The 20,249-nt window shown below is 65.7% G+C and carries 18 protein-coding genes and 1 tRNA gene; 13 read left to right on the top strand and 6 right to left on the bottom strand.

Translation table 11 applies throughout. From position 1 onward, the window contains the following. Positions 1-8: 8 nt before the first annotated feature. From trpE to DQ229_RS01325, 5 genes are all read left to right on the top strand, one after another. Positions 9-1,529, top strand: a complete 1,521-nt coding sequence (trpE, locus tag DQ229_RS01345; protein ID WP_114964470.1) for an anthranilate synthase component I — start codon at positions 9-11, stop codon at positions 1,527-1,529. A 329-nt stretch (positions 1,530-1,858) separates the two neighbouring features. After that, positions 1,859-2,320, top strand: a complete 462-nt coding sequence (locus DQ229_RS01340; protein WP_114964469.1) for a peroxiredoxin — start codon at positions 1,859-1,861, stop codon at positions 2,318-2,320. A 193-nt stretch (positions 2,321-2,513) separates the two neighbouring features. Continuing rightward, complete coding sequence (locus DQ229_RS01335; protein WP_238380910.1) at positions 2,514-3,842, top strand: M23 family metallopeptidase; 1,329 nt, start codon at positions 2,514-2,516, stop codon at positions 3,840-3,842. After that, positions 3,832-4,437 (top strand): bactofilin family protein, encoded by a 606-nt coding sequence (locus tag DQ229_RS01330; protein ID WP_114964467.1) that lies wholly within the window; start codon positions 3,832-3,834, stop codon positions 4,435-4,437. Before DQ229_RS01335 ends, DQ229_RS01330 begins: the two co-directional genes overlap by 11 nt. Before the next feature lie 148 nt (positions 4,438-4,585). Beyond that, positions 4,586-4,957 carry a TfoX/Sxy family DNA transformation protein gene (locus DQ229_RS01325; protein WP_114964466.1) on the top strand — a complete coding sequence of 124 codons (372 nt, stop codon included), beginning with the start codon at positions 4,586-4,588 and terminating at the stop codon, positions 4,955-4,957. A 6-nt stretch (positions 4,958-4,963) separates the two neighbouring features. On the opposite strand, the gene ndk is transcribed toward DQ229_RS01325, so the two are convergent. Further along, on the bottom strand, positions 4,964-5,386 hold the full coding sequence (gene ndk, locus DQ229_RS01320; protein ID WP_114964465.1) for a nucleoside-diphosphate kinase: 423 nt from the start codon (positions 5,384-5,386) through the stop codon (positions 4,964-4,966). A 188-nt stretch (positions 5,387-5,574) separates the two neighbouring features. On the opposite strand from ndk, the gene DQ229_RS01315 reads away from it, so the two are divergent. From DQ229_RS01315 to DQ229_RS01305, 3 genes are read left to right on the top strand one after another with little or no spacing between them, the layout of a single operon-like run. Further along, complete coding sequence (locus tag DQ229_RS01315) at positions 5,575-7,473, top strand: ABC-F family ATP-binding cassette domain-containing protein (protein WP_114964464.1); 1,899 nt, start codon at positions 5,575-5,577, stop codon at positions 7,471-7,473. Positions 7,474-7,516: 43 nt separating this feature from the next. Next, positions 7,517-8,152 (top strand): MarC family protein, encoded by a 636-nt coding sequence (locus DQ229_RS01310; RefSeq protein ID WP_114964463.1) that lies wholly within the window; start codon positions 7,517-7,519, stop codon positions 8,150-8,152. Positions 8,153-8,209: 57 nt separating this feature from the next. After that, complete coding sequence (locus DQ229_RS01305; RefSeq protein WP_114964486.1) at positions 8,210-8,791, top strand: retropepsin-like aspartic protease family protein; 582 nt, start codon at positions 8,210-8,212, stop codon at positions 8,789-8,791. Positions 8,792-8,876: 85 nt separating this feature from the next. On the opposite strand, the gene DQ229_RS01300 is transcribed toward DQ229_RS01305, so the two are convergent. Then, complete coding sequence (locus DQ229_RS01300) at positions 8,877-9,353, bottom strand: RrF2 family transcriptional regulator (RefSeq protein ID WP_114964485.1); 477 nt, start codon at positions 9,351-9,353, stop codon at positions 8,877-8,879. Between the two features lie 223 nt (positions 9,354-9,576). Between DQ229_RS01300 and DQ229_RS01295 the strand changes: the two genes are divergently transcribed. Continuing rightward, positions 9,577-10,893: an NAD(P)/FAD-dependent oxidoreductase gene (locus DQ229_RS01295; protein ID WP_114964462.1), complete on the top strand. Its 1,317-nt coding sequence runs from the start codon at positions 9,577-9,579 to the stop codon at positions 10,891-10,893. 13 nt (positions 10,894-10,906) lie between these two features. Then, positions 10,907-11,263, top strand: a complete 357-nt coding sequence (locus DQ229_RS01290; protein WP_114964461.1) for a DUF5368 domain-containing protein — start codon at positions 10,907-10,909, stop codon at positions 11,261-11,263. A 248-nt stretch (positions 11,264-11,511) separates the two neighbouring features. Here the strand turns inward: DQ229_RS01290 and DQ229_RS01285 are convergent, their stop codons facing one another. The 3 genes from DQ229_RS01285 to recA form a co-directional block, all read right to left on the bottom strand. Beyond that, positions 11,512-11,805, bottom strand: a complete 294-nt coding sequence (locus DQ229_RS01285) for a DUF1330 domain-containing protein (RefSeq protein ID WP_114964460.1) — start codon at positions 11,803-11,805, stop codon at positions 11,512-11,514. 4 nt (positions 11,806-11,809) lie between these two features. Beyond that, positions 11,810-14,473: an alanine--tRNA ligase gene (gene alaS, locus DQ229_RS01280; protein ID WP_114964459.1), complete on the bottom strand. Its 2,664-nt coding sequence runs from the start codon at positions 14,471-14,473 to the stop codon at positions 11,810-11,812. Between the two features lie 225 nt (positions 14,474-14,698). Continuing rightward, the gene (recA, locus tag DQ229_RS01275) at positions 14,699-15,772 is read right to left on the bottom strand and encodes a recombinase RecA (RefSeq protein ID WP_114964458.1); all 1,074 of its coding nucleotides are present in this window, start codon (positions 15,770-15,772) and stop codon (positions 14,699-14,701) included. A 191-nt stretch (positions 15,773-15,963) separates the two neighbouring features. On the opposite strand from recA, the gene DQ229_RS01270 reads away from it, so the two are divergent. The 3 genes from DQ229_RS01270 to DQ229_RS01260 all read left to right on the top strand — a co-directional run bounded on the left by DQ229_RS01270 (position 15,964) and on the right by DQ229_RS01260 (position 17,617). After that, the gene (locus DQ229_RS01270) at positions 15,964-16,569 is read left to right on the top strand and encodes a hypothetical protein (protein WP_114964457.1); all 606 of its coding nucleotides are present in this window, start codon (positions 15,964-15,966) and stop codon (positions 16,567-16,569) included. Next, the gene (locus tag DQ229_RS01265; protein WP_114964456.1) at positions 16,556-17,458 is read left to right on the top strand and encodes an MBL fold metallo-hydrolase; all 903 of its coding nucleotides are present in this window, start codon (positions 16,556-16,558) and stop codon (positions 17,456-17,458) included. Before DQ229_RS01270 ends, DQ229_RS01265 begins: the two co-directional genes overlap by 14 nt. 84 nt (positions 17,459-17,542) lie before the next feature. Beyond that, positions 17,543-17,617 (top strand) — tRNA-Asn (locus DQ229_RS01260). Between the two features lie 511 nt (positions 17,618-18,128). On the opposite strand, the gene DQ229_RS01255 is transcribed toward DQ229_RS01260, so the two are convergent. Continuing rightward, complete coding sequence (locus tag DQ229_RS01255; protein WP_114964455.1) at positions 18,129-20,177, bottom strand: tripartite tricarboxylate transporter permease; 2,049 nt, start codon at positions 20,175-20,177, stop codon at positions 18,129-18,131. Between the last annotated feature and the right edge of the window lie 72 nt (positions 20,178-20,249).

The following is a 20,249-nucleotide window of genomic DNA, read 5'->3' as shown; positions in this document are numbered from 1 at the left end:
CCGCGCCGATGGCCGAACTTTTCCCCGATTTCGATGACTTCGCCAAGGGCTGGGAGGCGGGCAGGAACCAGATCGTCGCGGCCCGCCTTGCCGCCGATCTGGACACGCCGGTGTCGCTCATGCTCAAGCTGGCCGAGGCCCAGCCCGACAGCTTCATGCTGGAATCGGTGACTGGCGGCGAAGTCCGCGGCCGCTATTCGGTGGTCGGCATGAAGCCCGACCTGATCTGGCAATGTCACGGGCAGAAAAGCCGGATCAACCGGCAGGCCCGCTTCGACCCCGACGCCTGGGAAGCGCTTGCAGGCCACCCGCTGGACACCCTGCGCGCGCTGATCGCCGAGTCGCGCATCGAAGAGATGCCCGGCGACCTGCCCGCCATCGCCGCGGGGCTGTTCGGCTATCTGGGCTATGACATGATCCGCCTGGTCGAGCGCCTGCCCGATGTGAACCCCGATCCGCTGAACCTGCCCGATGCGGTGCTGATGCGCCCTTCGGTGGTGGCGGTGCTCGACGGTGTGAAGGGCGAGGTGACGGTGGTCGCGCCGGCCTGGGCCGGCTCGGGGCTGTCAGCGCGCGCGGCCTATGCGCAGGCCGCCGAACGGGTGATGGACGCTCTGCGCGATCTCGACCGGCAGGTTTCGGGAGAAAGCCGCAGCCTGGGCGACAGCGCCGATGCGCCCGAGCCGGTGTCGAACTTCACCCATGCAAGCTATATCGCCGCGGTGGAGAAGGCGAAGGAATATATCCGCGCGGGCGACATCTTTCAGGTGGTGCCCAGCCAGCGCTGGAAGCAGCCCTTCCCGCTGCCGCCCTTCGCGCTTTACCGCTCGCTCAGACGCACCAATCCGTCGCCCTTCATGTTCTTCTTCAATTTCGGCGGCTTCCAGGTGGTCGGCGCCAGCCCCGAAATTCTGGTGCGGCTGCGCGAGGGCCAGGTCACGATCCGCCCGATCGCCGGCACCCGCCCGCGCGGCGCCACGCCCGAGGAGGACCGCGCGCTCGAGGCCGAACTTCTGGCCGACGAGAAAGAGCGCGCCGAGCACCTGATGTTGCTCGACCTCGGGCGCAACGACGTGGGGCGCGTGGCGAAGATCGGCACCGTGCGCCCGACCGAGGAATTCATCATCGAACGCTACAGCCATGTGATGCACATCGTCTCGAACGTGGTGGGCGAGCTGCGCGAGGGCGAAGATGCGCTTTCGGCCCTGCTGGCCGGGCTGCCCGCGGGCACGGTCTCGGGCGCGCCCAAGGTGCGCGCGATGGAGATCATCGACGAGCTGGAGCCGGAAAAGCGCGGCGTCTACGGTGGCGGCGTGGGCTATTTCGCCGCCAATGGCGAGATGGACATGTGCATCGCCCTGCGCACCGCCGTCATCAAGGACGAGACACTTTATATCCAATCGGGCGGCGGCGTGGTCTTTGATTCCGACCCGGAAGCCGAATGGCAGGAGACCGTCAACAAATCGCGCGCCCTGCGCCGCGCCGCCGAAGACGCGGGCTTGTTCGTGCGAGGCAACCGGCGTTCCTGATTTCCCCGTCCGGCCGCTGCGCTTTCGCGGCAACCTGCCTGTGCCGGGCCGCCCGCGCGCCGTTATCGCGTGGTTGTGGTTGTCCCGCGCCCTGTGCCCGTAGCGCGCGGCGCGGGCAGGCGCCCATGCGCACGCAGTTCGACACTTTTGCCTGCGGGGCGGCCTCTCGCGAGGCAGAAGGTTCCTATGAGTTTTCGGTTTTTCGCTGAAACAATCGAAACCCTGCAGAGCCTTGATCTTGCACAGCTCCTGGCCGAAAAAACCTATCAACCTGCTCCGGAGTTGCTCTAGAATCCCGGAGGCAAGAACAGCAACGAGGAGACTCCCCAATGCCAGAAACCGGTCAGCCCGCGCCCGACTTCACCCTCCCGCGCGACGGCGGCAAGGAGGTCACGCTTTCGGCGCTCCGCCCGCGCAAGGTCGTACTTTATTTCTATCCGCGCGACGATACCTCGGGATGCACCCGCGAGGCGCAGGATTTCACCGCGCTGGCGCCCGCGTTCGAGGCGGCCGGCTGCGTCGTGATCGGCATCTCGAAGGACAGCGTCGCCAAACATGACAAGTTCGTCGCAAAACACGGGCTGGGGGTGATTCTGGCCTCGGACGCGGAAAGCGACGTCTGCGAACGCTATGGCGTGTGGGTCGAGAAAAAGATGTACGGCAAGACCCATATGGGCATCGAGCGCAGCACCTTCCTGATCGACGAAACCGGGCAAATCGCGCGCGTCTGGCGCAAGGTCAAGGTGCCGGGCCACGCCGACGAAGTCCTGGAAACGGCCCGGAACCTGTAAGCGGAAACCACCCACGAACCACGCGAATCGGCAGAATTTCGCTCAAAAGCGGCATTTTACAGTGTCAAGCTGTCTTCAGGGATCTCAAAGCTTGCGGCAGGCACCCCGTGGCGCTAAGCACACAGACATGTGGGATCACGCCCGATCAACGGGCGGATCGACTGGGGCACAGACACAAGACGGGACAGAGCCATTGCCGAAGTTGCTGGATTACCTGAACGCGACGCTTGAGCGTCGTTTCCCGGATCGACGACTTTTCATCAGGTCAGACAAGGAAACACGTTTCATCCGGCTTTCCCCTCTCACGCAGGTGGTGGGGCTTTCAGGATCAGCACTGGTGCTGGGATGGACCATCATCGCCACCGCCATCCTGCTGATGGACAGTATCGGCGCAGGCACCCTGCGCGAGCAAGCCAAGCGCGAACAATTCATGTATGAGGCCCGGCTGAACGCCGTGGCCGCCGAGCGCGACCGCCGCGCCGAAGAGGCGCGCACCGCGCAGGAGCGGTTCAACGTCGCGCTTGATCGCATCTCGGAAATGCAATCGGCCCTGCTGGCCTCGGAAGAGCGCCGCAAGGAAATGGAGACCGGGATCGAGGTGATCCAGGCCACCCTGCGCCGCACCATGCGCGAACGCGATGCCGCCCGCGCCGAACTGACCGGGATGACCAGCACCGAGGCCCGCGCCGAGGCCGCCATCGACCGCAGGCGCGACAATGAGGCGACGCTGGCTTTCCTCACCGAGGCGCTTGAACGTACCGCGCAGGAGCGCGACGGAATCGCCGGAATCGCCATGCAACTGCGCCGCGAGGCCGATCATGTCGCCCTGGAAAAGCGGCTGCTGGAGGATCGCAACAACCTGATCTTCACTCAGCTTGAACGCGCCGTCACGGTTTCGATGGAACCGCTGGAAAAGGTGTTCCGCGATGCCGGGCTGCCGCCGCAGCAGATCCTTGAGCAGGTGCGCCGCGGCTACGCCCCGCCCGAAGAGCGCCTGACCTCGGTGTCGATCTCGACCCGCGGCACGCTTTTCGAGGACGACGAGGAAACCCGCGTCAACGAGATCCTCGCCGGGCTCGACCGGATCAACCTCTATCGCATTGCCGCTGAAAAGGCACCCTTTGCGCAGCCGGTCCGGGCCGCGGTGCGCTTCACCTCGGGCTTTGGCCAGCGGCGCAATCCGGTAACGGGCCGCACAGCGATGCACAGCGGCGTAGATTTCGCCGGATCCAGTGGCACGCCAATCCTGGCCACCTCGGATGGGGTGGTGAAGCGCGCGGGCTGGTATGGCGGCTATGGCAACGCGGTGGTGATCCAGCACGCCTTCGGGATCGAAACGCTCTATGCACATCTGTCTCGCGTGGACGTGAAGGAGGGGCAAAGAGTCTCGCGCGGGGACCGGATCGGTGGTATGGGCACCACAGGTCAATCCACCGGGGTGCATCTGCACTACGAGGTGCGCATCGGCGGGAACCCCGTCAATCCGATGACATACATAAGGGCTGCCAGAAATGTTTTCTAAGAGCAGAATCAATGATCCGGGGCCGAAGAAGGTTCAGGACGAGGAACCCTCTGCACGCGCTGCAACCGAGGCCGCGCCGAGCCGCGCCCCTGGTGATGCGCCAAGCACACCCAAGGTGAAGCCGCCGGCCTCGACCCTTTCGGCCGATCTCAGCATCACCGGCAACCTGCGCACCACCGGCGACATCGTCGTGGAAGGCAATGTGGACGGCGACATCCGCGCACACCTGCTGACCGTGGGCGAAGGCGCCACCGTCCGCGGCGAAATCGTCGCCGACGATGTGGTCATCAACGGCCGCATCATCGGGCGCGTGCGCGGGCTGAAGGTGCGGCTTTCGTCCAGCGCGCGGGTGGAAGGCGACATCATCCACAAGACTATCGCCATCGAATCGGGCGCGCATTTCGAGGGTTCGGTTCAGCGCCAGGAAGACCCACTTGCGGGCAATGGCAACCAGCAGAACCGCAACGCCGCCGCCAGCAATGGCGCGCAGCAGCCCCGCCCCGCCGCGGGTTCGGCGCCCCAGCAAGGCGGCGCGAAGCCGGCTGCACCGCAGCAGCCGCAGGCCGCCGCTGCCAAACCAGGCGAAAAGGGCTGAACGCGCCGCGCCCCCGACGCGCGCGCCCGGCCCCGCAGGAATAACTGAAGGCGCAGCCACCGGCTGCGCCTTTTGCATTTGCGGCCACTGCGCGTAATCTTTCCACAGCGCCCGAATCACGCGCCTGACGCAGCCCCCCACGGACCCCATGAGCACCCCACCCTCCAGCATCCGCAATATCGGCCCGGCGATGCAACAGGCCCTCGCCAATGTCGGCATCCACTCGGCCGAGGAGCTGCGCGAGATGGGTGCAGACGCGGCCTATCTGCGGCTGCTGCAAGGCGGGCGGCACCGGCCGCATTTCATCGCCTATTACGTGATCGTCATGGGGTTGCAGGGCCGCCCGTGGAACGATTGCCAGGGCACTGAGAAGGCCGCGCTGCGCAAGCGTTTCGATGCGCTGGTCGCGCAGGCCGCAGGCGGCAGGAGCGCCAAGGAAAAGGGCCGCTCCGATCTGGAAGCGGCCCTCGATGCGCTTGGTGTGGTGCCGGTCCGGCGGGTGACGCCGGGCCGCGGCTGAGCCCGTTCAGCCCACCAGTTCCAGCCCCGAGAAGAAATAGGCGATCTCCTGCGCGGCGGTTTCCGGCGCGTCCGAGCCGTGCACCGAGTTTTCGCCAACCGATTGCGCGAATTCGGCACGGATGGTGCCCGGCGCCGCATCGGCGGGGTTGGTCGCGCCCATCACTTCACGGTTTTTCGCGATGGCGTTCTCGCCCTCCAGAACCTGCACGACGACAGGCGCCGAGGCCATGAATTCGCACAGCTCGTCATAGAAGGGGCGCTCACTGTGCACGGCGTAGAACTCGCCGGCTTGATCCTTGGTCAGGCGGATGCGCTTCTGCGCAACGATGCGCAGCCCGGCCTCTTCGAATTTGGCGTTGATCTGGCCGGTCAGGTTACGCGCGGTTGCGTCGGGCTTGATGATGGAAAGCGTGCGTTCGGTTGCCATTTGGGTCGTTGCCTCTTGTTGAGAAGGGGCACGCGCGGCCACAGTTCCGGCCCGCGCGCACCCCGGGAATTGCGGCGTCCTGCTAGCACGCGCTGACGGGGAAGGAAAGCACCACGCAAGACCGCCCTGCCCTGCTGCCGCAGTCATCTGCCGATTGACCCTGCCGCAACGATGAGGCAGGGGAAGGCATGCTGAAAATTTCCGACATCTCCTATTCGGTCGAAGGGCGCCCGCTGTTCGAGGGGGCCTCCGCCATGGTGCCCGACGGCCACAAGATCGGGCTGGTGGGGCGCAACGGCACCGGCAAGACCACGCTTTTCCGCCTGATCCGGGGCGAGTTGGCACTGGAAGGCGGCGAAATCACCCTGCCGCCGCGCGCGCGCATCGGCGGCGTCGCGCAGGAGGTGCCATCATCCGCCACCAGCTTGCTCGACACCGTGCTGGCCGCCGACGAGGAGCGCGCCGCCCTGATGGCCGAGGCCGAGCGCACCACAGACCCGGCGCGCATCGCCGAAGTGCAGACGCGGCTGGCCGATATCGATGCCTGGTCAGCCGAAGCCCGCGCCAGCGCGATCCTCAAGGGGCTGGGCTTTGACGATGCCGCCCAGCGCAGGCCGTGTTCGGATTTCTCGGGCGGCTGGCGGATGCGCGTGGCACTGGCGGGCGTGCTGTTTGCCCGGCCCGACCTGCTGCTTCTGGATGAGCCGACGAACTATCTCGACCTCGAAGGCGCGCTCTGGCTGGAAAGTTATCTGCAGCGCTACCCGCACACGGTGATCATCATCAGCCACGACCGGGGCCTGCTGAACCGGGCGGTGGGCGCGATACTGCATCTGGAGGACCGCAAGCTCACCCTCTACCAGGGGCCTTACGACACCTTCGTGCGGATGCGTGCCGAACAGCGCGCCGTGCAGGCCGCCGAGGCCCGCAAGCAGGAAGCGCGGCGCGCCCATATGCAGAAATTCGTGGATCGCTTCCGCGCCCAGGCCAACAAGGCCCGCCAGGCCCAGTCGCGCATCAAGATGCTTGAACGCATGACCCCGATCACCGCGCCGGAGGAAGCCGCGAAACAGGCGTTCAGCTTTCCCTCGCCCGAGGAGCTTTCGCCCCCCATCCTGGCGCTGGAGGATGTGGCCGTGGGCTATGACGGCCCGCCGGTGCTGCACAAGCTTGACCTGCGTATCGACCAGGACGACCGCATCGCGCTCTTGGGTCGCAATGGCGAGGGCAAATCGACCCTTGCCAAGCTGCTCTCGGGCCGGCTCACGCCCTGCGCGGGGCAGATCACCCGCGCGTCGAAACTGCGGGTGGGCTATTTCGCCCAGCACCAGATCGAAGAGCTTGAGCCAGGCGACACGCCGCTTGCCCATGTCCGCCGCCTGCGCCCTAGCGAGGCCCCCGCGCGACTGCGCGCCCGGCTTGCCGGTTTTGGCCTGTTCGAGGCCCAGGCGGAAACCCCCGTCGAGCGGCTTTCGGGCGGGCAGAAGGCGCGGCTGTCGCTGCTTCTGGCGACCATCGACGCGCCGCAGCTTCTGATCCTGGACGAACCGACCAACCACCTGGACATTGAAAGCCGCGAGGCGCTGGTCGAGGCGCTCAATGCCTATGCCGGCGCGGTGATCATCGTCAGCCATGACATGCACCTGCTCAGCCTGGTGGTTGACAGGCTCTGGCTGGTGCAGGGTGGCCGCGTCGCGCCTTACGATGGCGACCTCGATGCCTATCGCAAGATGCTGCTGGCGGGCGATGGCAACGGGGCCGCCAATGGCGCAAAGAAGCCGGCGCAGAAGGCGGGTGCGCAGCCGCCATCCCCCCGCACCGGCGCCGCCGCCGCCACGCGTGCCCCGCGCGAGAAAATTCTCGAACTGCGCGCCGAGGTGCGCAAATGCGAGGCCCGGCTCGAAAAACTGAACGGGATGCGCGACAAGCTGGCCGGCAAGCTGGCCGACCCCGAACTCTACGCGCCCGATATGGCGCATCAGGCCGCGACATGGCAAAAGAAATACGCCGAAGTCATGGAGGGGATCGACCGCGCCGAAGCGCTGTGGCTCACTGCCCAGACCCGGCTGGAAGAGGCGGGCGGATAAGCCAAGGGCCCGCGGCAGCGGCCACGTGTGAGGGGGCGAGGTGATGGATCCGGCCTTTGTCGTCACGGCATTCGTGACGCTTTTCGTCATTGTCGACCCGATCGGGCTGACGCCGGTTTTCGTGGCGCTGACCCAGGGCATGGCGCCGCAGGCGCGCCGCGCAGTGGCGTTGCGCGCCTGTCTCGTGGCGGCGGGGCTATTGCTGGTGTTCGGACTGGCGGGCGAGGTGCTGCTGGGCTTCATCGGCATCTCGATGCCCGCCTTTCAGATCGCCGGCGGCATATTGCTGTTCCTGACCGCGCTCGACATGCTGTTCGACCGGCGCTCGCGCCGCCGCGAAAGCCGCGCTGACGAAGAACAGCACGCGCATCCGCAGGATGACCCTTCGGTCTTTCCGCTGGCGATGCCGCTGATTGCCGGCCCCGGCGCGATGGCCTCGATGATCCTGCTGGTCGGGCAGACGCGGGGCGACTGGCTGGGCGTGCTGACCGTGCATCTGATGATGCTCGTGGTGCTGATGGTGGTTTTCTCGTTGTTTCTGGCCGCCGGGCTGATCGAGCGCGGGCTGGGCCGGATCGGCACACTGGTGGTCACGCGGCTTCTGGGGATGCTGCTGGCGGCGCTTTCTGTCCAGTTTGTGATCGACGGGATGCGGGCAATCGGGCTTTTCGGCCTTTGAGGGCGCTGACAGCGGGCGTCTGGCGGTCTAGGTATGTTGGCTGGAGCGGATGACGACATGACCACCGACGATATTGGCCGGCTTGGCTATCTTGCGCTGCTTGGGGCGGTGCTGCTGACCTACATGCTGATCGCCAACCGCGACCGGCTGGGTGTGGTGTTGCGCCAGGCGCTGCTGTGGGGGTTGATCTTTCTGGGGGCCATCGCGGCCTACGGGCTGTGGGGCGATATCCGCCACAGCGTCATGCCCAGCCAGGCGGTCAATGTCAGCGAAGGCCGGGTCGAGGTGCCGCGCGCGCCTGACGGGCACTATTACATCACCCTTGAAATCGAGGGCGAACCGGTGCGCTTTGTCGTCGATACCGGGGCCACCGACATGGTGATCTCGCATGACGATGCACGGCGGATCGGCCTTGACCCCGACACGCTCTCCTACACCGGGCGGGCACAGACGGCCAATGGCGTGGTGCGCACCGCGCGAGTCACGCTTGACCGCGTGTCGCTGGGCGGCATCGTCGATCGCAACGTCACCGCCTGGGTCAACGAGGGCGAACTGGGCCTGTCGCTGCTGGGCATGAGCTATCTTCAGCGATTTGCCCGGATCGAGATCGAGCGCGACCGCCTGCTCCTGACCCGCTAGAGAAATTGCCAGTCAGGCGGGATCGCCTTGAAACAACAGGTTACACAAACCCGACGTTTCGACCGAAAGCCGAATTGCTGCAGCCCTACCCGGCCGCCGCAAGCGCGCGATTGCAGCGCGGAAGGGCCTCCGGCAGGGCGAGGATCTGCTCCAGCCCCTCGTTGCACTCCACCATATCCGCAAGGGTGAGTTCATCGAGCGTGGCATAAAACGCCGCGACCGCACGGGCCAGCGCATCGCGCAGACGGCAGGCCGAGGCAAGCGGGCACTCGTTGCGTCCGGCCGCGAAACACTCCGCCAGCGGCACGCCGCCCTCGAACTCGCGCGCGACATGACCGATATTGATCTGCTCCATCGGGCGCGACAGCCGAAAACCGCCATGGCGACCACGCAAGGTGGTTATGAAGCCCGTGCGCGCCAGCCCGTTTATAACCTGCGCCAGGTGGTTTTCCGAGACATTGCAGCGCTCTGCGACATCCTGCTTGCGCACGATCCGGCCATCATTGACGGCGCAGAACATCAGCGCCCGCAGCGCCAGATTGGTACGTTGCGTCAATCGCATGAGAGCCTCCTGTTTGCCAAAACAGGTATCAGATTTGCAGACTTTCAGGATCGCTGCCTTGACAAAGATCAAATTCGCGCGCCCGCTCGCAGGGGCCATCCTGGTGGCCAGGCGCTGCCCCCGGCGGCAATGAGGTGCCCTGCCTGCACCAATATTGATTTGCATCAAGGATTGCAGACGATTACATATGCAATATTCAAAATATATATAGAGGAGCACTCACATGAACGAACTTCGCGACCTCGCCACTTCGCGTCGGGGGTTTCTGGGGCTGGCCGCCGGGGGGCTTGCCACTGCGGCACTGACCGCGCCCGCGCCGGCGCAAACCGTGCGCAGCTCGGCCCGCATCGTGATCCTGGGTGCGGGGGCTGGTGGCGCGGCCATCGCCAACCGGCTGGCGGCGCGCATCGAGGGCGCGCGCATCACCATCGTGGACGGTCGCCAGCAGCACTGGTATCAGCCCGGCTTCACCCTGATCGCGTCGGGGCTGCGCCCGGCCTCCTATTCGGCAAGCAGCACCGGCGAATGGTTGCCCCGTTCGATCGAGTGGATCGCCGAATACGCCGCCGAGATCGACCCTGAAGCCCAGCGCGTCACCACCACCGGCGGCACGCGGCTCGACTATGATTACCTGATCGTCGCCACCGGGCTCACGCTTGACTGGGACGCGATCGAGGGGTTCTCGCTCGACATGGTCGGGCAGGACGGCATCGGCGCCCATTACGCCAGCCCCGAGGCCGCAGCCGCCACCTGGCGCGAGATGGATCGCTACACCGATCGCGGCGGCGTCGCCCATATCGGCCGCCCCGCGACAGAGATGAAATGCGCAGGCGCCCCCCTGAAATACGCGTTCCTCACCGATGACCGGGCGCGCAGCAAGGGCACGCGGGGCGATTGCCAGATCATCTATGCGGCACATGCGGGCTCGCTCTTCGGGGTGCCCATCGTCAACGAGAAAGTGCGCATGCTGTTTGACGATCGCGGCATCGACGTGCGCTATTCGCATGTGCTGCGCGCGCTCGACGCCGAGCGCAAGATCGCCACCTATGACACGCCCGGCGGGCCGGTCGAGTTGGGCTACGACTTCATCAACGTGATCCCGCCGCAGCGGGCGCCCCAGGTGGTGCGCGACTCGGGCCTCAGCTGGGCCGACCGCTGGACCGATCAGGGCTGGATCGAGGTCGACATGCACACCCTGCGCCACGCGCGCTATCCCAATGTCTTCGGCATCGGCGACATCAACGGCGTGCCCAAGGGCAAGACCGCCGCAAGCGTCAAGTGGCACCTGCCGGTGGTCGAGGATCACCTGGTCTCGGAACTGGCCGGGCGCGAGGGCACCCGCCGCTTCGACGGCTACACCTCCTGCCCGCTGATCACCCGGGTCGGCCGCGCGATGCTGATCGAGTTCGACTACAACGACAACCTGGTGCCGTCCTTCCCCGGCGTGATCGCTCCGCTCGAAGAGCTGTGGATCTCATGGCTGATGAAGGAAGTCGCGCTCAAGGCCACCTATAACGCCATGCTGCGCGGCCGCGCCTGAGGAGGGAACAACCATGGAAGAGATGACACTCAGCACCCTGATCGCCGTGTTCGAGGAAATGTTCGGACGCTGGCTGTTCTGGGGGCTTGTGGCGCTAGCCGTGGTGATCACGGCGACCTGGGTCTATGTGCTGGTGCGCGACCGCGCGCTGTCGTTTCGCAAGTATCTGATTGCGCAATTGTCCATGCCATTCGGTGCCATCGCGGCGGTCTGGTTCGTCCTGTGGATCACGAATTCGCGCCTTGGCGATATGGGCGGCCCGATCGACTGGATCGTGTTGCTGGGGGTCGCGGCACTGGGCGCGGTGGGGCTGGCGGTGCTGGTCTATGTGGTGCAGTCGCTCCTGCGCGGCAAACAGACGGAGGCGTGACACCAGCGGGAAGCGGGCCGGCGGCACGGCCTGCGCCCGCCCCATTGCCCCCTTGGCACAAAGCACGCGGGGTTTGCGAAGGCCGCTCGTGCCCGGCCCCGGGACCCGTCGGGCGCGCGCCCGCACCGGGGAAATTGCGCGAAACCGCGCCTTCTTCTTGGGAAAAATATCCTCGCCGAAGGCATCCGCCGCCTGCTGCAAGCACAGCGGCTCCGATCATCGTGCAGGCGGTGGGGGCCCGCCGGGCCTCAGCCGGGCACGTTCTCCTCGACGATCACCAGATCGCGTTCCGAGGCACCGCGCGCATGGCTCAGCGCCTCCTGGTAGCGCGGCGATTCATAGCATTCCACGGCCGCCTCGAAGCTGGGGAAATGCGCCACCACATTGCGCGGGCGGTCGCGCCCCTCCATCTGCCGGTAGCGCCCGCCGCGCGCCAGAAACCGCCCGCCATGGGCGGCGATGGCCTCGGTGGCGATGGCGGCGTAACGGCCATAGGCCTCTTCATCCGTCACGTCGACATGTGCAATCCAGAACGCACCCATCGGCTTACCCTCCAATCAGTTTCTCTACTGCGGCAATGGCCGCATCGGCGCGCGACGGGTCCGAGCCCCCGGCCTGCGCCATGTCGGGCCGTCCGCCGCCGCCCTTGCCGCCCAGTTCCGCCGCCGCGGCGCGCACCATGTCCACCGCCGAAAGCCGTTCGGTCAGATCCGCGGTGACGCCTGCGGCCACGGCAGCCTTGCCGCCCGCATCGGCCACCAGCAGCACCGCGCCGCTGCCCAGCCGCGCCTTGGCCTCGTCAATCAGGCCGGGAAGTTCCTTGCCCGTCACGCCCTTGAGCACCTGCGCGAGGAACTTCACGCCGCCAAGATCGCGCGACTCGGGGCCGCTGGCCGCACCGCCGCCGCCCATGGCCAGTTCGCGCCGAAGCTGCGCCAGTTCGTTTTGCAGCGCGCGGTTCTCGGCCTGCAGTGCGGACAGCTTCTTCTGCGCGTCCTCGAAGGTGGGCGATTTCAACTGCCCCATCAGGCCGTGCAACTGTTCGGCCTGCGCCTCCAGCCAGTCGATGGCGGCCTGGCCGGTCAGCGCCTCGATCCGCCGCACCCCGGCCGACGAGGCCTGATCGGCCACGATTACCATGGCGCCGATCTCGCCTGTGCGCCTGACATGGGTGCCGCCGCACAGCTCTATCGAGTAGGTCGCCTTGTCCAGCCCCTTGCCCGAGCCGGGCGCGCGGCCCATCGACACCACGCGCACCTCGTCGCCGTATTTCTCGCCAAAAAGCGCCTGCGCGCCAACGCCACGGGCGTCATCCGGGGTCATGATCCGGGTCACGACCGGCGCGTTCTGGCGGATATAGGCGTTGACCTCCTGCTGCACGGCGGCGCGCTCGGCCGCGCTCAGCGGCGCGCCGTGGCTGAAATCGAAGCGCAGCCGGTCCGGCGCGTTCAGGCTGCCACGTTGCGCGACGTGATCACCCAGGGCCTGCCGCAGCGCCTCGTGCAGCAGGTGCGTGGCCGAGTGGTTGGCCTTGATGCGCGCGCGCCTGTCACGGTCAACCGCCAGTTCGGCCGCCGCGCCGAGGGTGATATGCCCCTCGGTCACTTCCGCGACATGGATGAACAGCCCCTGCGCGCGCAGCGTGTCGGTGACGCGCGCCTGCCCGTGTTCGGTGCGGATGGTGCCGGTATCGCCCACCTGGCCGCCGGCCTCGCCATAAAAGGGCGTCTGGTTGACGATGATCTGCACGCTCTCGCCCGCCTCGGCGCGCTTGATCGCGGCACCGTCACGCACCAGTGCCAGCACCTGCCCCTCGGCGCTGTCAGTGTCATAGCCCAGAAACTCGGTCGCACCGTGTTTCTCGGCCAGGTCGAACCAGATCGCGGCCTCTTTCGTTTCGCCCGAACCGGCCCAGGCGGCGCGGGCCTTGGCCTTCTGTTCGGCCATGGCGGCCTCGAACCCGGCCACATCCACTGCGCGGCCCTTCTCGCGCAGGGCGTCTTGGGTCAGGTCGAGCGGGAAGCCATAGGTATCGTATAGCCGGAAAGCGGCATCGCCGGGCAGGGTCGCACCGTCGGGCAGGCGCGCGAGTTCGTCATCGAGCAGTCGCAGCCCGCGATCAAGCGTCTGGCGGAAGCGGGTTTCTTCCAGCTTCAGGGTTTCCGTCACCAGCGCCTCGGCGCGGACCAGCTCGGGGTAATGCCCGCCCATCTTGCGCACCAGCGCATGTACCAGGCGATACATCAGCGGCTCGTCGGCGCCCAGCTGGTGCGCATGGCGCATCGCACGCCGCATGATCCGGCGCAGCACATAGCCGCGCCCCTCATTCGATGGCATCACCCCATCGGCGATCAGGAACGCGGTGGAACGCAGGTGATCGGCGATCACCCGGTGATGGATGCGGCCGGGGCCGTCCGGATCGGCGCTGGTGGCATTGGCCGAGGCCTCGATGAGCGCGCGCATCAGGTCGGTGTCATAATTGTCGTGCTTGCCCTGCAAGAGCGCGCCGATCCGTTCCAGCCCCATCCCGGTGTCGATGGATTGCGCTGCCAGATCCTTGCGCGCGCCGTCCTCGAACTGCTCGAACTGCATGAAGACGAGGTTCCAGATTTCGATGAAACGGTCGCCATCCTCATCGGGGCTGCCCGGCGGGCCGCCGGGGATGTGGTCGCCGTGATCGTAGAATATCTCAGTGCAGGGGCCGCAGGGGCCGGTCGGGCCCATCATCCAGAAATTGTCATTGGTGGGGATGCGGATGATCCGGTCATCGGGCAGCCCGGCCACCTTTTTCCAGATCGCGGCGGCCTCGTCATCGGTGTGATAGACGGTGACAAGCAGCCGGTCTTTCGAAATGCCGTATTCGCGGGTCAGCAACTCCCAGGCGAAAGGAATTGCGGCCTCCTTGAAATAATCGCCGAAGCTGAAGTTACCCAGCATCTCGAAGAAGGTGTGATGCCGCGCGGTGTAGCCGACATTGTCGAGATCATTATGCTTGCCGCCGGCGCGCACGCATTTCTGGCTGGTCACGGCGCGCTTGTAATCGCGATGCTCCACCCCGGTGAAGACATTCTTGAACTGCACCATGCCCGAATTGACAAACATCAGCGTCGGATCGTTGCGCGGCACAAGCGGCGAGGACTCGACGACCTGGTGATCGTTGCGGGCGAAATAATCCAGAAAGGTGCTGCGGATATCGTTGAGGCTGGGCATCACGGTCCTTCGGCTCGGAGGGCACCATTAACGGGCTTTGCCCCCCTTTAGCCGCGCGTCGCAGTCCTGTCCACAGCGTCAAGGCCGCGACCGCCCTGCCCGGCTGTTCGACGCGGCCCGCCAAGGCGGGTGCAACACCCTGTCAGGCCCGCGCCATGTGATCAGCCTTGCGCAGATATCCGCGACCGCGCGCGCGGTTCGCGGCGTGTCGTGGCGTGGCGTGGCTCAGCCTTCCACCACGTCGTCGCCGTCATCCCCCTCGTGCATGGCGAAATCGAGGCCATGCGCGGCGCGAATCTTGTCTTCGATCGCAAGCGCGACCTGCGGGTTATCCTTGAGGAAAGTCTTGGCGTTCTCGCGGCCCTGGCCGATGCGTTCGTCGCCATAGGAATACCAGGCGCCCGATTTCTCGACCACGCCGGCCTTGACACCCAGATCAATCAGCTCGCCCCGCTTGGAGATGCCCTCGCCATACATGATGTCGAACTCAACCTGTTTGAACGGCGGCGCCACCTTGTTCTTGACCACTTTCACGCGCGTGGCGTTGCCCACCACCTCGTCACGGTCCTTGATCGACCCGATGCGACGGATATCGAGCCGGACCGAGGAGTAGAATTTCAGCGCGTTGCCGCCCGTCGTCGTCTCGGGGCTGCCGAACATCACGCCGATCTTCATGCGGATCTGGTTGATGAAGATCACCATGCAGTTCGACCGCGAGATCGACGAGGTGAGCTTGCGCATCGCCTGGCTCATCAGCCGGGCATGCACGCCGACGCTGGAATCACCCATGTCGCCCTCAAGCTCGGATTTCGGCGTCAGCGCTGCCACCGAGTCGACCACCACAAGGCTGACCGCGCCCGAACGCACCAGCGTATCGACGATCTCGAGCGCCTGCTCGCCGGTGTCGGGCTGGCTGATCAGCAATTCGTCGAGGTCCACGCCCAGCTTGCGCGCATATTGCGGATCGAGCGCGTGTTCGGCATCGACAAAGGCGCAGACGCCGCCTTTTTTCTGTTCTTCAGCAACCACATGCAGTGTCAGCGTCGTCTTGCCCGAGGATTCGGGGCCGTAGATCTCGATGACGCGGCCCTTGGGCAGCCCGCCGATGCCAAGCGCGATGTCGAGCCCCAGCGAGCCGGTCGAGGTCGACTCGATATCCTTGATCGGGTTGTCGCCGCCGAGCTTCATGATGGAGCCCTTGCCGAACTGCCGTTCGATCTGAGCCAGCGCCGAATCGAGCGCCTTTTGCCGTTCCTGTGTCCGCTTGTCGGTCATGTCGAGAAGGTTCGCCATTGCCATGAGTTCGATCCCTTATTCCATGTTCGGCGACGGGCAGCAATCGTGGGTTTGTTCGCGCCTTGTTCCATGCCTTATGCGATCAAAACGAGAACATTTCAACTGCATTTTTCAGAAATTCAGCTTTTTCCCGGAATGGTTAAGGTTTAGTTTACGGCTCCAAGCTGAAGAACGAAAAAGGATTTCCCGCGATAATGCTTGTTTTCTGGGAGCACCGACTCGCCATTCTGGCCACCCCCAAGACCGGATCGACCGCCATCGAGGCCGCGCTGGAGCCTCTGGCCAGCATGGTCGTGCAACGCCCGCCAGTGCTCAAGCACACGCCGGCTTACCGATTCCGCCGCTTCATCGGGCCTTACCTGAAGGCGGCTTCGGGGGGGGACGATTTCACAGTGGTCGCAATGATGCGCGAGCCGCTGGACTGGCTGGGAAGCTGGTATCGCTACCGCCGGCGCGAGGAGATCCTCGATCAGCCCAACAGCACAGCAAAGCTCAGCTTCGACCAGTTTGTGCGCGACTACATGGCCAGCCCCCGCCCGCCGCATGCCGATGTCGGCGCGCAGGCGCGGTTTCTGAACGGCCCCGACGGGCTGGCGGTGGACCGGCTGTTTCGCTACGAGAATATCGGCGTGCTCATCCATTTCCTCGAAGACCGGCTGGGATGCGAAATCACGCTGCCCAAGCTGAATGTCTCGCCCTCCGGCAGCCTCGAGATTTCCCCCGAGACCGAAGCCGCGCTGCGGCGCTTCGCGGCCGAGGATTTCGCGCTTTACGAGTCGCTCGACAATGATCGCGCCTGAGCCGGGGCAAGTGCAGCGGCCCGCAGCGGGGCTGCGCATGGTGCTGGCGCCCAACCCCTCGCCCATGACGCTGCACGGCACCAACAGCTACATTCTGGGGCATGGCGCGGTGGCGCTGATCGACCCCGGCCCCGACCTGCCCGAACACCTCGCCGCGCTGGAGGCCGCGCTGGCGCCGGGCGAGCGCATCGCGCAGATCTTCGTCACCCATGCGCATCGCGATCATTCACCGCTGGCGGACGTGCTGGGCGCACGCTGGGGCGCGCCGGTGCTGGCCTTCGGGGCGGCCGATGCGGGCCGCAGCCCGGCGATGGAGGCCCTGGCGCGCGCGGGCGAAATCGGCGGCGGCGAAGGAGTGGACGCAGATTTCCGCCCCGACCGCTGCCTGGCCGATGGCGAAACGGTCGCCGCCGAGACCTGGCAGCTGCGCGCCCGCTGGACGCCGGGCCATATGGGCAACCACATGTGTTTTCAATGGGGTGACCTGGTGTTTACCGGCGATCACGTGATGGGCTGGGCCTCGTCGCTGGTCTCGCCGCCCGATGGCGACATGGGCGCCTACATGCGCTCGCTGGAAAAGCTGGCCAGGCTGGGCGCCCGGCGGATGTTTTCGGCGCATGGCGACCCGATCGACGCCCCGGCCGCGCGTATCGCGGAGCTGGCCGCGCACCGCCGCAGCCGCGAGGCACAGATCCTCGCCGCCCTCGGCCCCGAGCCACGCGGCATCGGCGAGATCGCCGCCGGGATCTACCGCGATGTTTCGCCGAAGCTGCTGCGCGCGGCCCGACGCAACGTGCTGGCGCATCTGCTCGACCTGACAGCGCGCGGCCTGGCCCAACCGCTGGGCCCGCCCGGCCCCGACACCCGCTTCCGCACCCCGCCCGCCTGAGGCGGGCAATCGCCGCGCAGGCCGAAGATTTCTGCGCAAATGGTCTGGACGCCCCGGAAAAGCCTTGCTATTGCAGCCCCGTGTTCCGGCGTAGCTCAGTGGTAGAGCAGTTGACTGTTAATCAATTGGTCGTAGGTTCGAATCCTACCGCCGGAGCCAAAAATCCTATAAAGACAACACTGTAGAGTTTTGACGGGCGGGCGGGCGTCCGACGGTTCGCCTCTGTCCGAGTCGGACGGGCGACAACACTGCCCCGCGATTGATCTTCCGGCCATCGGTGCGGCCTCTCCTCCGATGCCGGATCCGGCGCTGCGCTGACGTTCACTTCTGCCCCGGTCGCTTCGGCGGCCATATGCAGGGCGTTGAGGCTGCAATGGACGCAAGTGCACCCGATCGTGCCATACCCTGCCCCGGCCCGGAGCCGTCATCTGATTGCACACTGAGACACGACCACTGAAGGGAAGTCAGAAATCAAATGATGATCCCGATTGGTAGGTGCCAAGGCATGTTGCGCTTGATCGGCTTCATCCCGCCCGGGCCGTATGTCCTCTGGCCAAATCCAGTCAAACGCCGCACGCATTAGGACGAGTTGCCGTCTGTCGGATTCAGTCAGGCCGCTTGGCGTTTGCAAGACGGGGGCGCGACCGTCCGAGCTGTCCGGCAGCGCCGTTCAGACCGACGGCAGGAACGACAAGTGCGGAAACCATTGTCCCAGAAGGGTCCGTGGCCAGGGGATGCCCAGAAGCCGGTCGAACACGACATAGACCGCAACGGTGAGCACGAGCGCCTGCCCGAGAATCAGCTTCCAGTTTTCCCGCCCCTCGAACCACATGAAGACGGCGATGAACAACGGAACCGTCGGGATCAAGCCGATCACTGCCATCGACGCCATGAAGCCGAAAAGATAGCCTATGAAGGCAAGCGCCCGCTGCAGCACGACACCAAGCGGCAAGTCGCTGTAATCGGTGGTCGTGTCCATGTGCAGTTCGGCCGGCAGTTCCCCGTCCTTGCTTTGTGTCTCAGAGAATCCACGCGTCAAGGTCTGGTTGGCAAAGCTGAGGGCGCAAACGGTCAACGTAACCCACCCCACCGTCAGCGGCCCGACACGGGCCCCCCAAGACCAGCCCGCCGCAATGCTCATCATGTACGCGATGAGACCGAAGACCAGGACATAGAACAGATCGCGGGCCCTGAAGCGGGGCATCCCGATCTTTCGCGCAATCCCGTGGAACCATCCGTGGTCGCGAAGGTGGCGCAGCACTGGACCGGCAAGCACGAGGAACCCGGCAAACAGCAGGATCATCACCATGGGGCGCGCCAGCCAGTCCAGGCCGTAACGCGTAACCGAGATGAAGAGATATCGCTCGATCAGCGCCCCCAGCACGAAGCCAAGTATGAGCGGGGGACGCGGCCAGCGCAGTTGCTTCATCGTCCAACCCAGGACGCCAAAGGCCAGAAGCGCATAGAGATCGCCCCAGTTGCGCGATGCCTGAAAGGCGCCGATATAGACGAAGGTCAGCACTGCAGGCAGGATCAGCGTGTATCGCAGGATCGCAATCTTGGCGAGTTGCCCGCTGAACAGAAAGCAGATGCCCGCGCCCAGGATGTTGGCAATCGCGATCGACCAGACCATCGTGTAGGTCACGCTGAGATTGTCGTTGAGCATCTCCGGCCCCGGAACGAGCCCGTGGATCAGAAACACACTGAGCAGGATTGCCATCGCCGCGGAACCGGGCACCCCGAAGGCGATCGTTGGTACCAATGCGCCGGCGGTAATGGAATTGTTGGCCGATTCCGGAGCGATCACCCCACGCACGTCGCCTTTCCCGAAGGTCTTGCCGGCACCCTTGACCGATTGCAGGGCATGGCCATAGGCGATCCAGTCAACCACTGCCGAGCCCATACCGGGAATGGCGCCCAGCCCGGCACCGAGGGCGCCGCAGCGCACGGTCAGCCACTTGTTGGCGATGACATCCTTGAAGCCGGTCCACATTCCCGAACGCGTGTCGATATTGCTGTCGCCGGCGATGGAGCGGCGCCGGATAGCCAGGTCGGCAAGTTCGGGAAGGGCGAAAAGCCCGAGCACCATCGGCACGATCGGCAAGCCATCCCACAGATAGAAGGTTCCCATCGTCCAGCGCAGGGTTCCGGTCTGCGGGTCTGCCCCGATCATGGACAGCATGACGCCAAGGCCCGCGGCCACGATGCCCCGCATCGGGGCGCTTCCCGACAGGACCGCAACCATCGTGATGCCCAGAACCGAGAAAGCCAGCAACTCGGGCGAACCGATATGCAGCATCAATGGCCGCAGGATGGGGATCGTAAGCGCCAGGATCAGCGCCCCGACCAGCCCACCGATGAGCGATGCGGTGAAGGCCGCGCTCAGGGCCCGGCCCGCCTCGCCCCGCTTGGCCATCGGGTTGCCGTCCATGATGGTTGCTTGCGCCCCGGCGGTTCCGGGCACACCGAACATGACGGCAGGGATGGTGTCGCTCGTGCCCACGACAGCGGCCATGCCGAGCAGCATCGCGAACGCCGTGTACGGGTCCATGGTGAACGTGAACGGCAACAGGAGCGCCATCCCCGCGAGCCCGCCGATACCCGGCACAAGGCCCAGGAACAACCCCATCAGCACGCCCGCCCCGAGCATCATCAGGCGAAACGGGTCCAGGAGAAGCGAGAACGCCTCGCCAGCTGCGCCAAGTATGCTTGCGTCCATTCCGTTCCGTCCCCGTTTTCAGGTCATGGCCTCTGTCAAGGGCAGGTGTGCCGCTCTTTCCGGCCGGGTCGC

The sequence above is a fragment of the Alkalilacustris brevis genome, assembly GCF_003350345.1.
Taxonomy (GTDB): domain Bacteria; phylum Pseudomonadota; class Alphaproteobacteria; order Rhodobacterales; family Rhodobacteraceae; genus Alkalilacustris; species Alkalilacustris brevis.
The sequence above is the reverse complement of the archived record's forward strand: the minus strand, read 5'-3'. Positions and strand labels throughout refer to the sequence as shown.

Bases quoted from the DNA above. Each gene is read 5' to 3' on its own strand.
- DQ229_RS01310 (WP_114964463.1), top strand. From the start codon at position 7,517: ATGGATCCGGCCTTTGTCGTCACGGCATTCGTGACGCTTTTCGTCATT.
- DQ229_RS01285 (WP_114964460.1), bottom strand. From the start codon at position 11,805: ATGGGTGCGTTCTGGATTGCACATGTCGACGTGACGGATGAAGAGGCC.
- alaS (WP_114964459.1), bottom strand. From the start codon at position 14,473: ATGCCCAGCCTCAACGATATCCGCAGCACCTTTCTGGATTATTTCGCC.
- DQ229_RS01325 (WP_114964466.1), top strand. From the start codon at position 4,586: ATGAGCACCCCACCCTCCAGCATCCGCAATATCGGCCCGGCGATGCAA.
- trpE (WP_114964470.1), top strand. From the start codon at position 9: ATGGCCGAACTTTTCCCCGATTTCGATGACTTCGCCAAGGGCTGGGAG.
- DQ229_RS01270 (WP_114964457.1), top strand. From the start codon at position 15,964: ATGCTTGTTTTCTGGGAGCACCGACTCGCCATTCTGGCCACCCCCAAG.
- DQ229_RS01300 (WP_114964485.1), bottom strand. From the start codon at position 9,353: ATGCGATTGACGCAACGTACCAATCTGGCGCTGCGGGCGCTGATGTTC.
- DQ229_RS01340 (WP_114964469.1), top strand. From the start codon at position 1,859: ATGCCAGAAACCGGTCAGCCCGCGCCCGACTTCACCCTCCCGCGCGAC.
- DQ229_RS01305 (WP_114964486.1), top strand. From the start codon at position 8,210: ATGACCACCGACGATATTGGCCGGCTTGGCTATCTTGCGCTGCTTGGG.
- DQ229_RS01290 (WP_114964461.1), top strand. From the start codon at position 10,907: ATGGAAGAGATGACACTCAGCACCCTGATCGCCGTGTTCGAGGAAATG.
- DQ229_RS01330 (WP_114964467.1), top strand. From the start codon at position 3,832: ATGTTTTCTAAGAGCAGAATCAATGATCCGGGGCCGAAGAAGGTTCAG.
- DQ229_RS01295 (WP_114964462.1), top strand. From the start codon at position 9,577: ATGAACGAACTTCGCGACCTCGCCACTTCGCGTCGGGGGTTTCTGGGG.
- DQ229_RS01265 (WP_114964456.1), top strand. From the start codon at position 16,556: ATGATCGCGCCTGAGCCGGGGCAAGTGCAGCGGCCCGCAGCGGGGCTG.
- recA (WP_114964458.1), bottom strand. From the start codon at position 15,772: ATGGCAATGGCGAACCTTCTCGACATGACCGACAAGCGGACACAGGAA.
- DQ229_RS01315 (WP_114964464.1), top strand. From the start codon at position 5,575: ATGCTGAAAATTTCCGACATCTCCTATTCGGTCGAAGGGCGCCCGCTG.
- DQ229_RS01255 (WP_114964455.1), bottom strand. From the start codon at position 20,177: ATGGACGCAAGCATACTTGGCGCAGCTGGCGAGGCGTTCTCGCTTCTC.
- ndk (WP_114964465.1), bottom strand. From the start codon at position 5,386: ATGGCAACCGAACGCACGCTTTCCATCATCAAGCCCGACGCAACCGCG.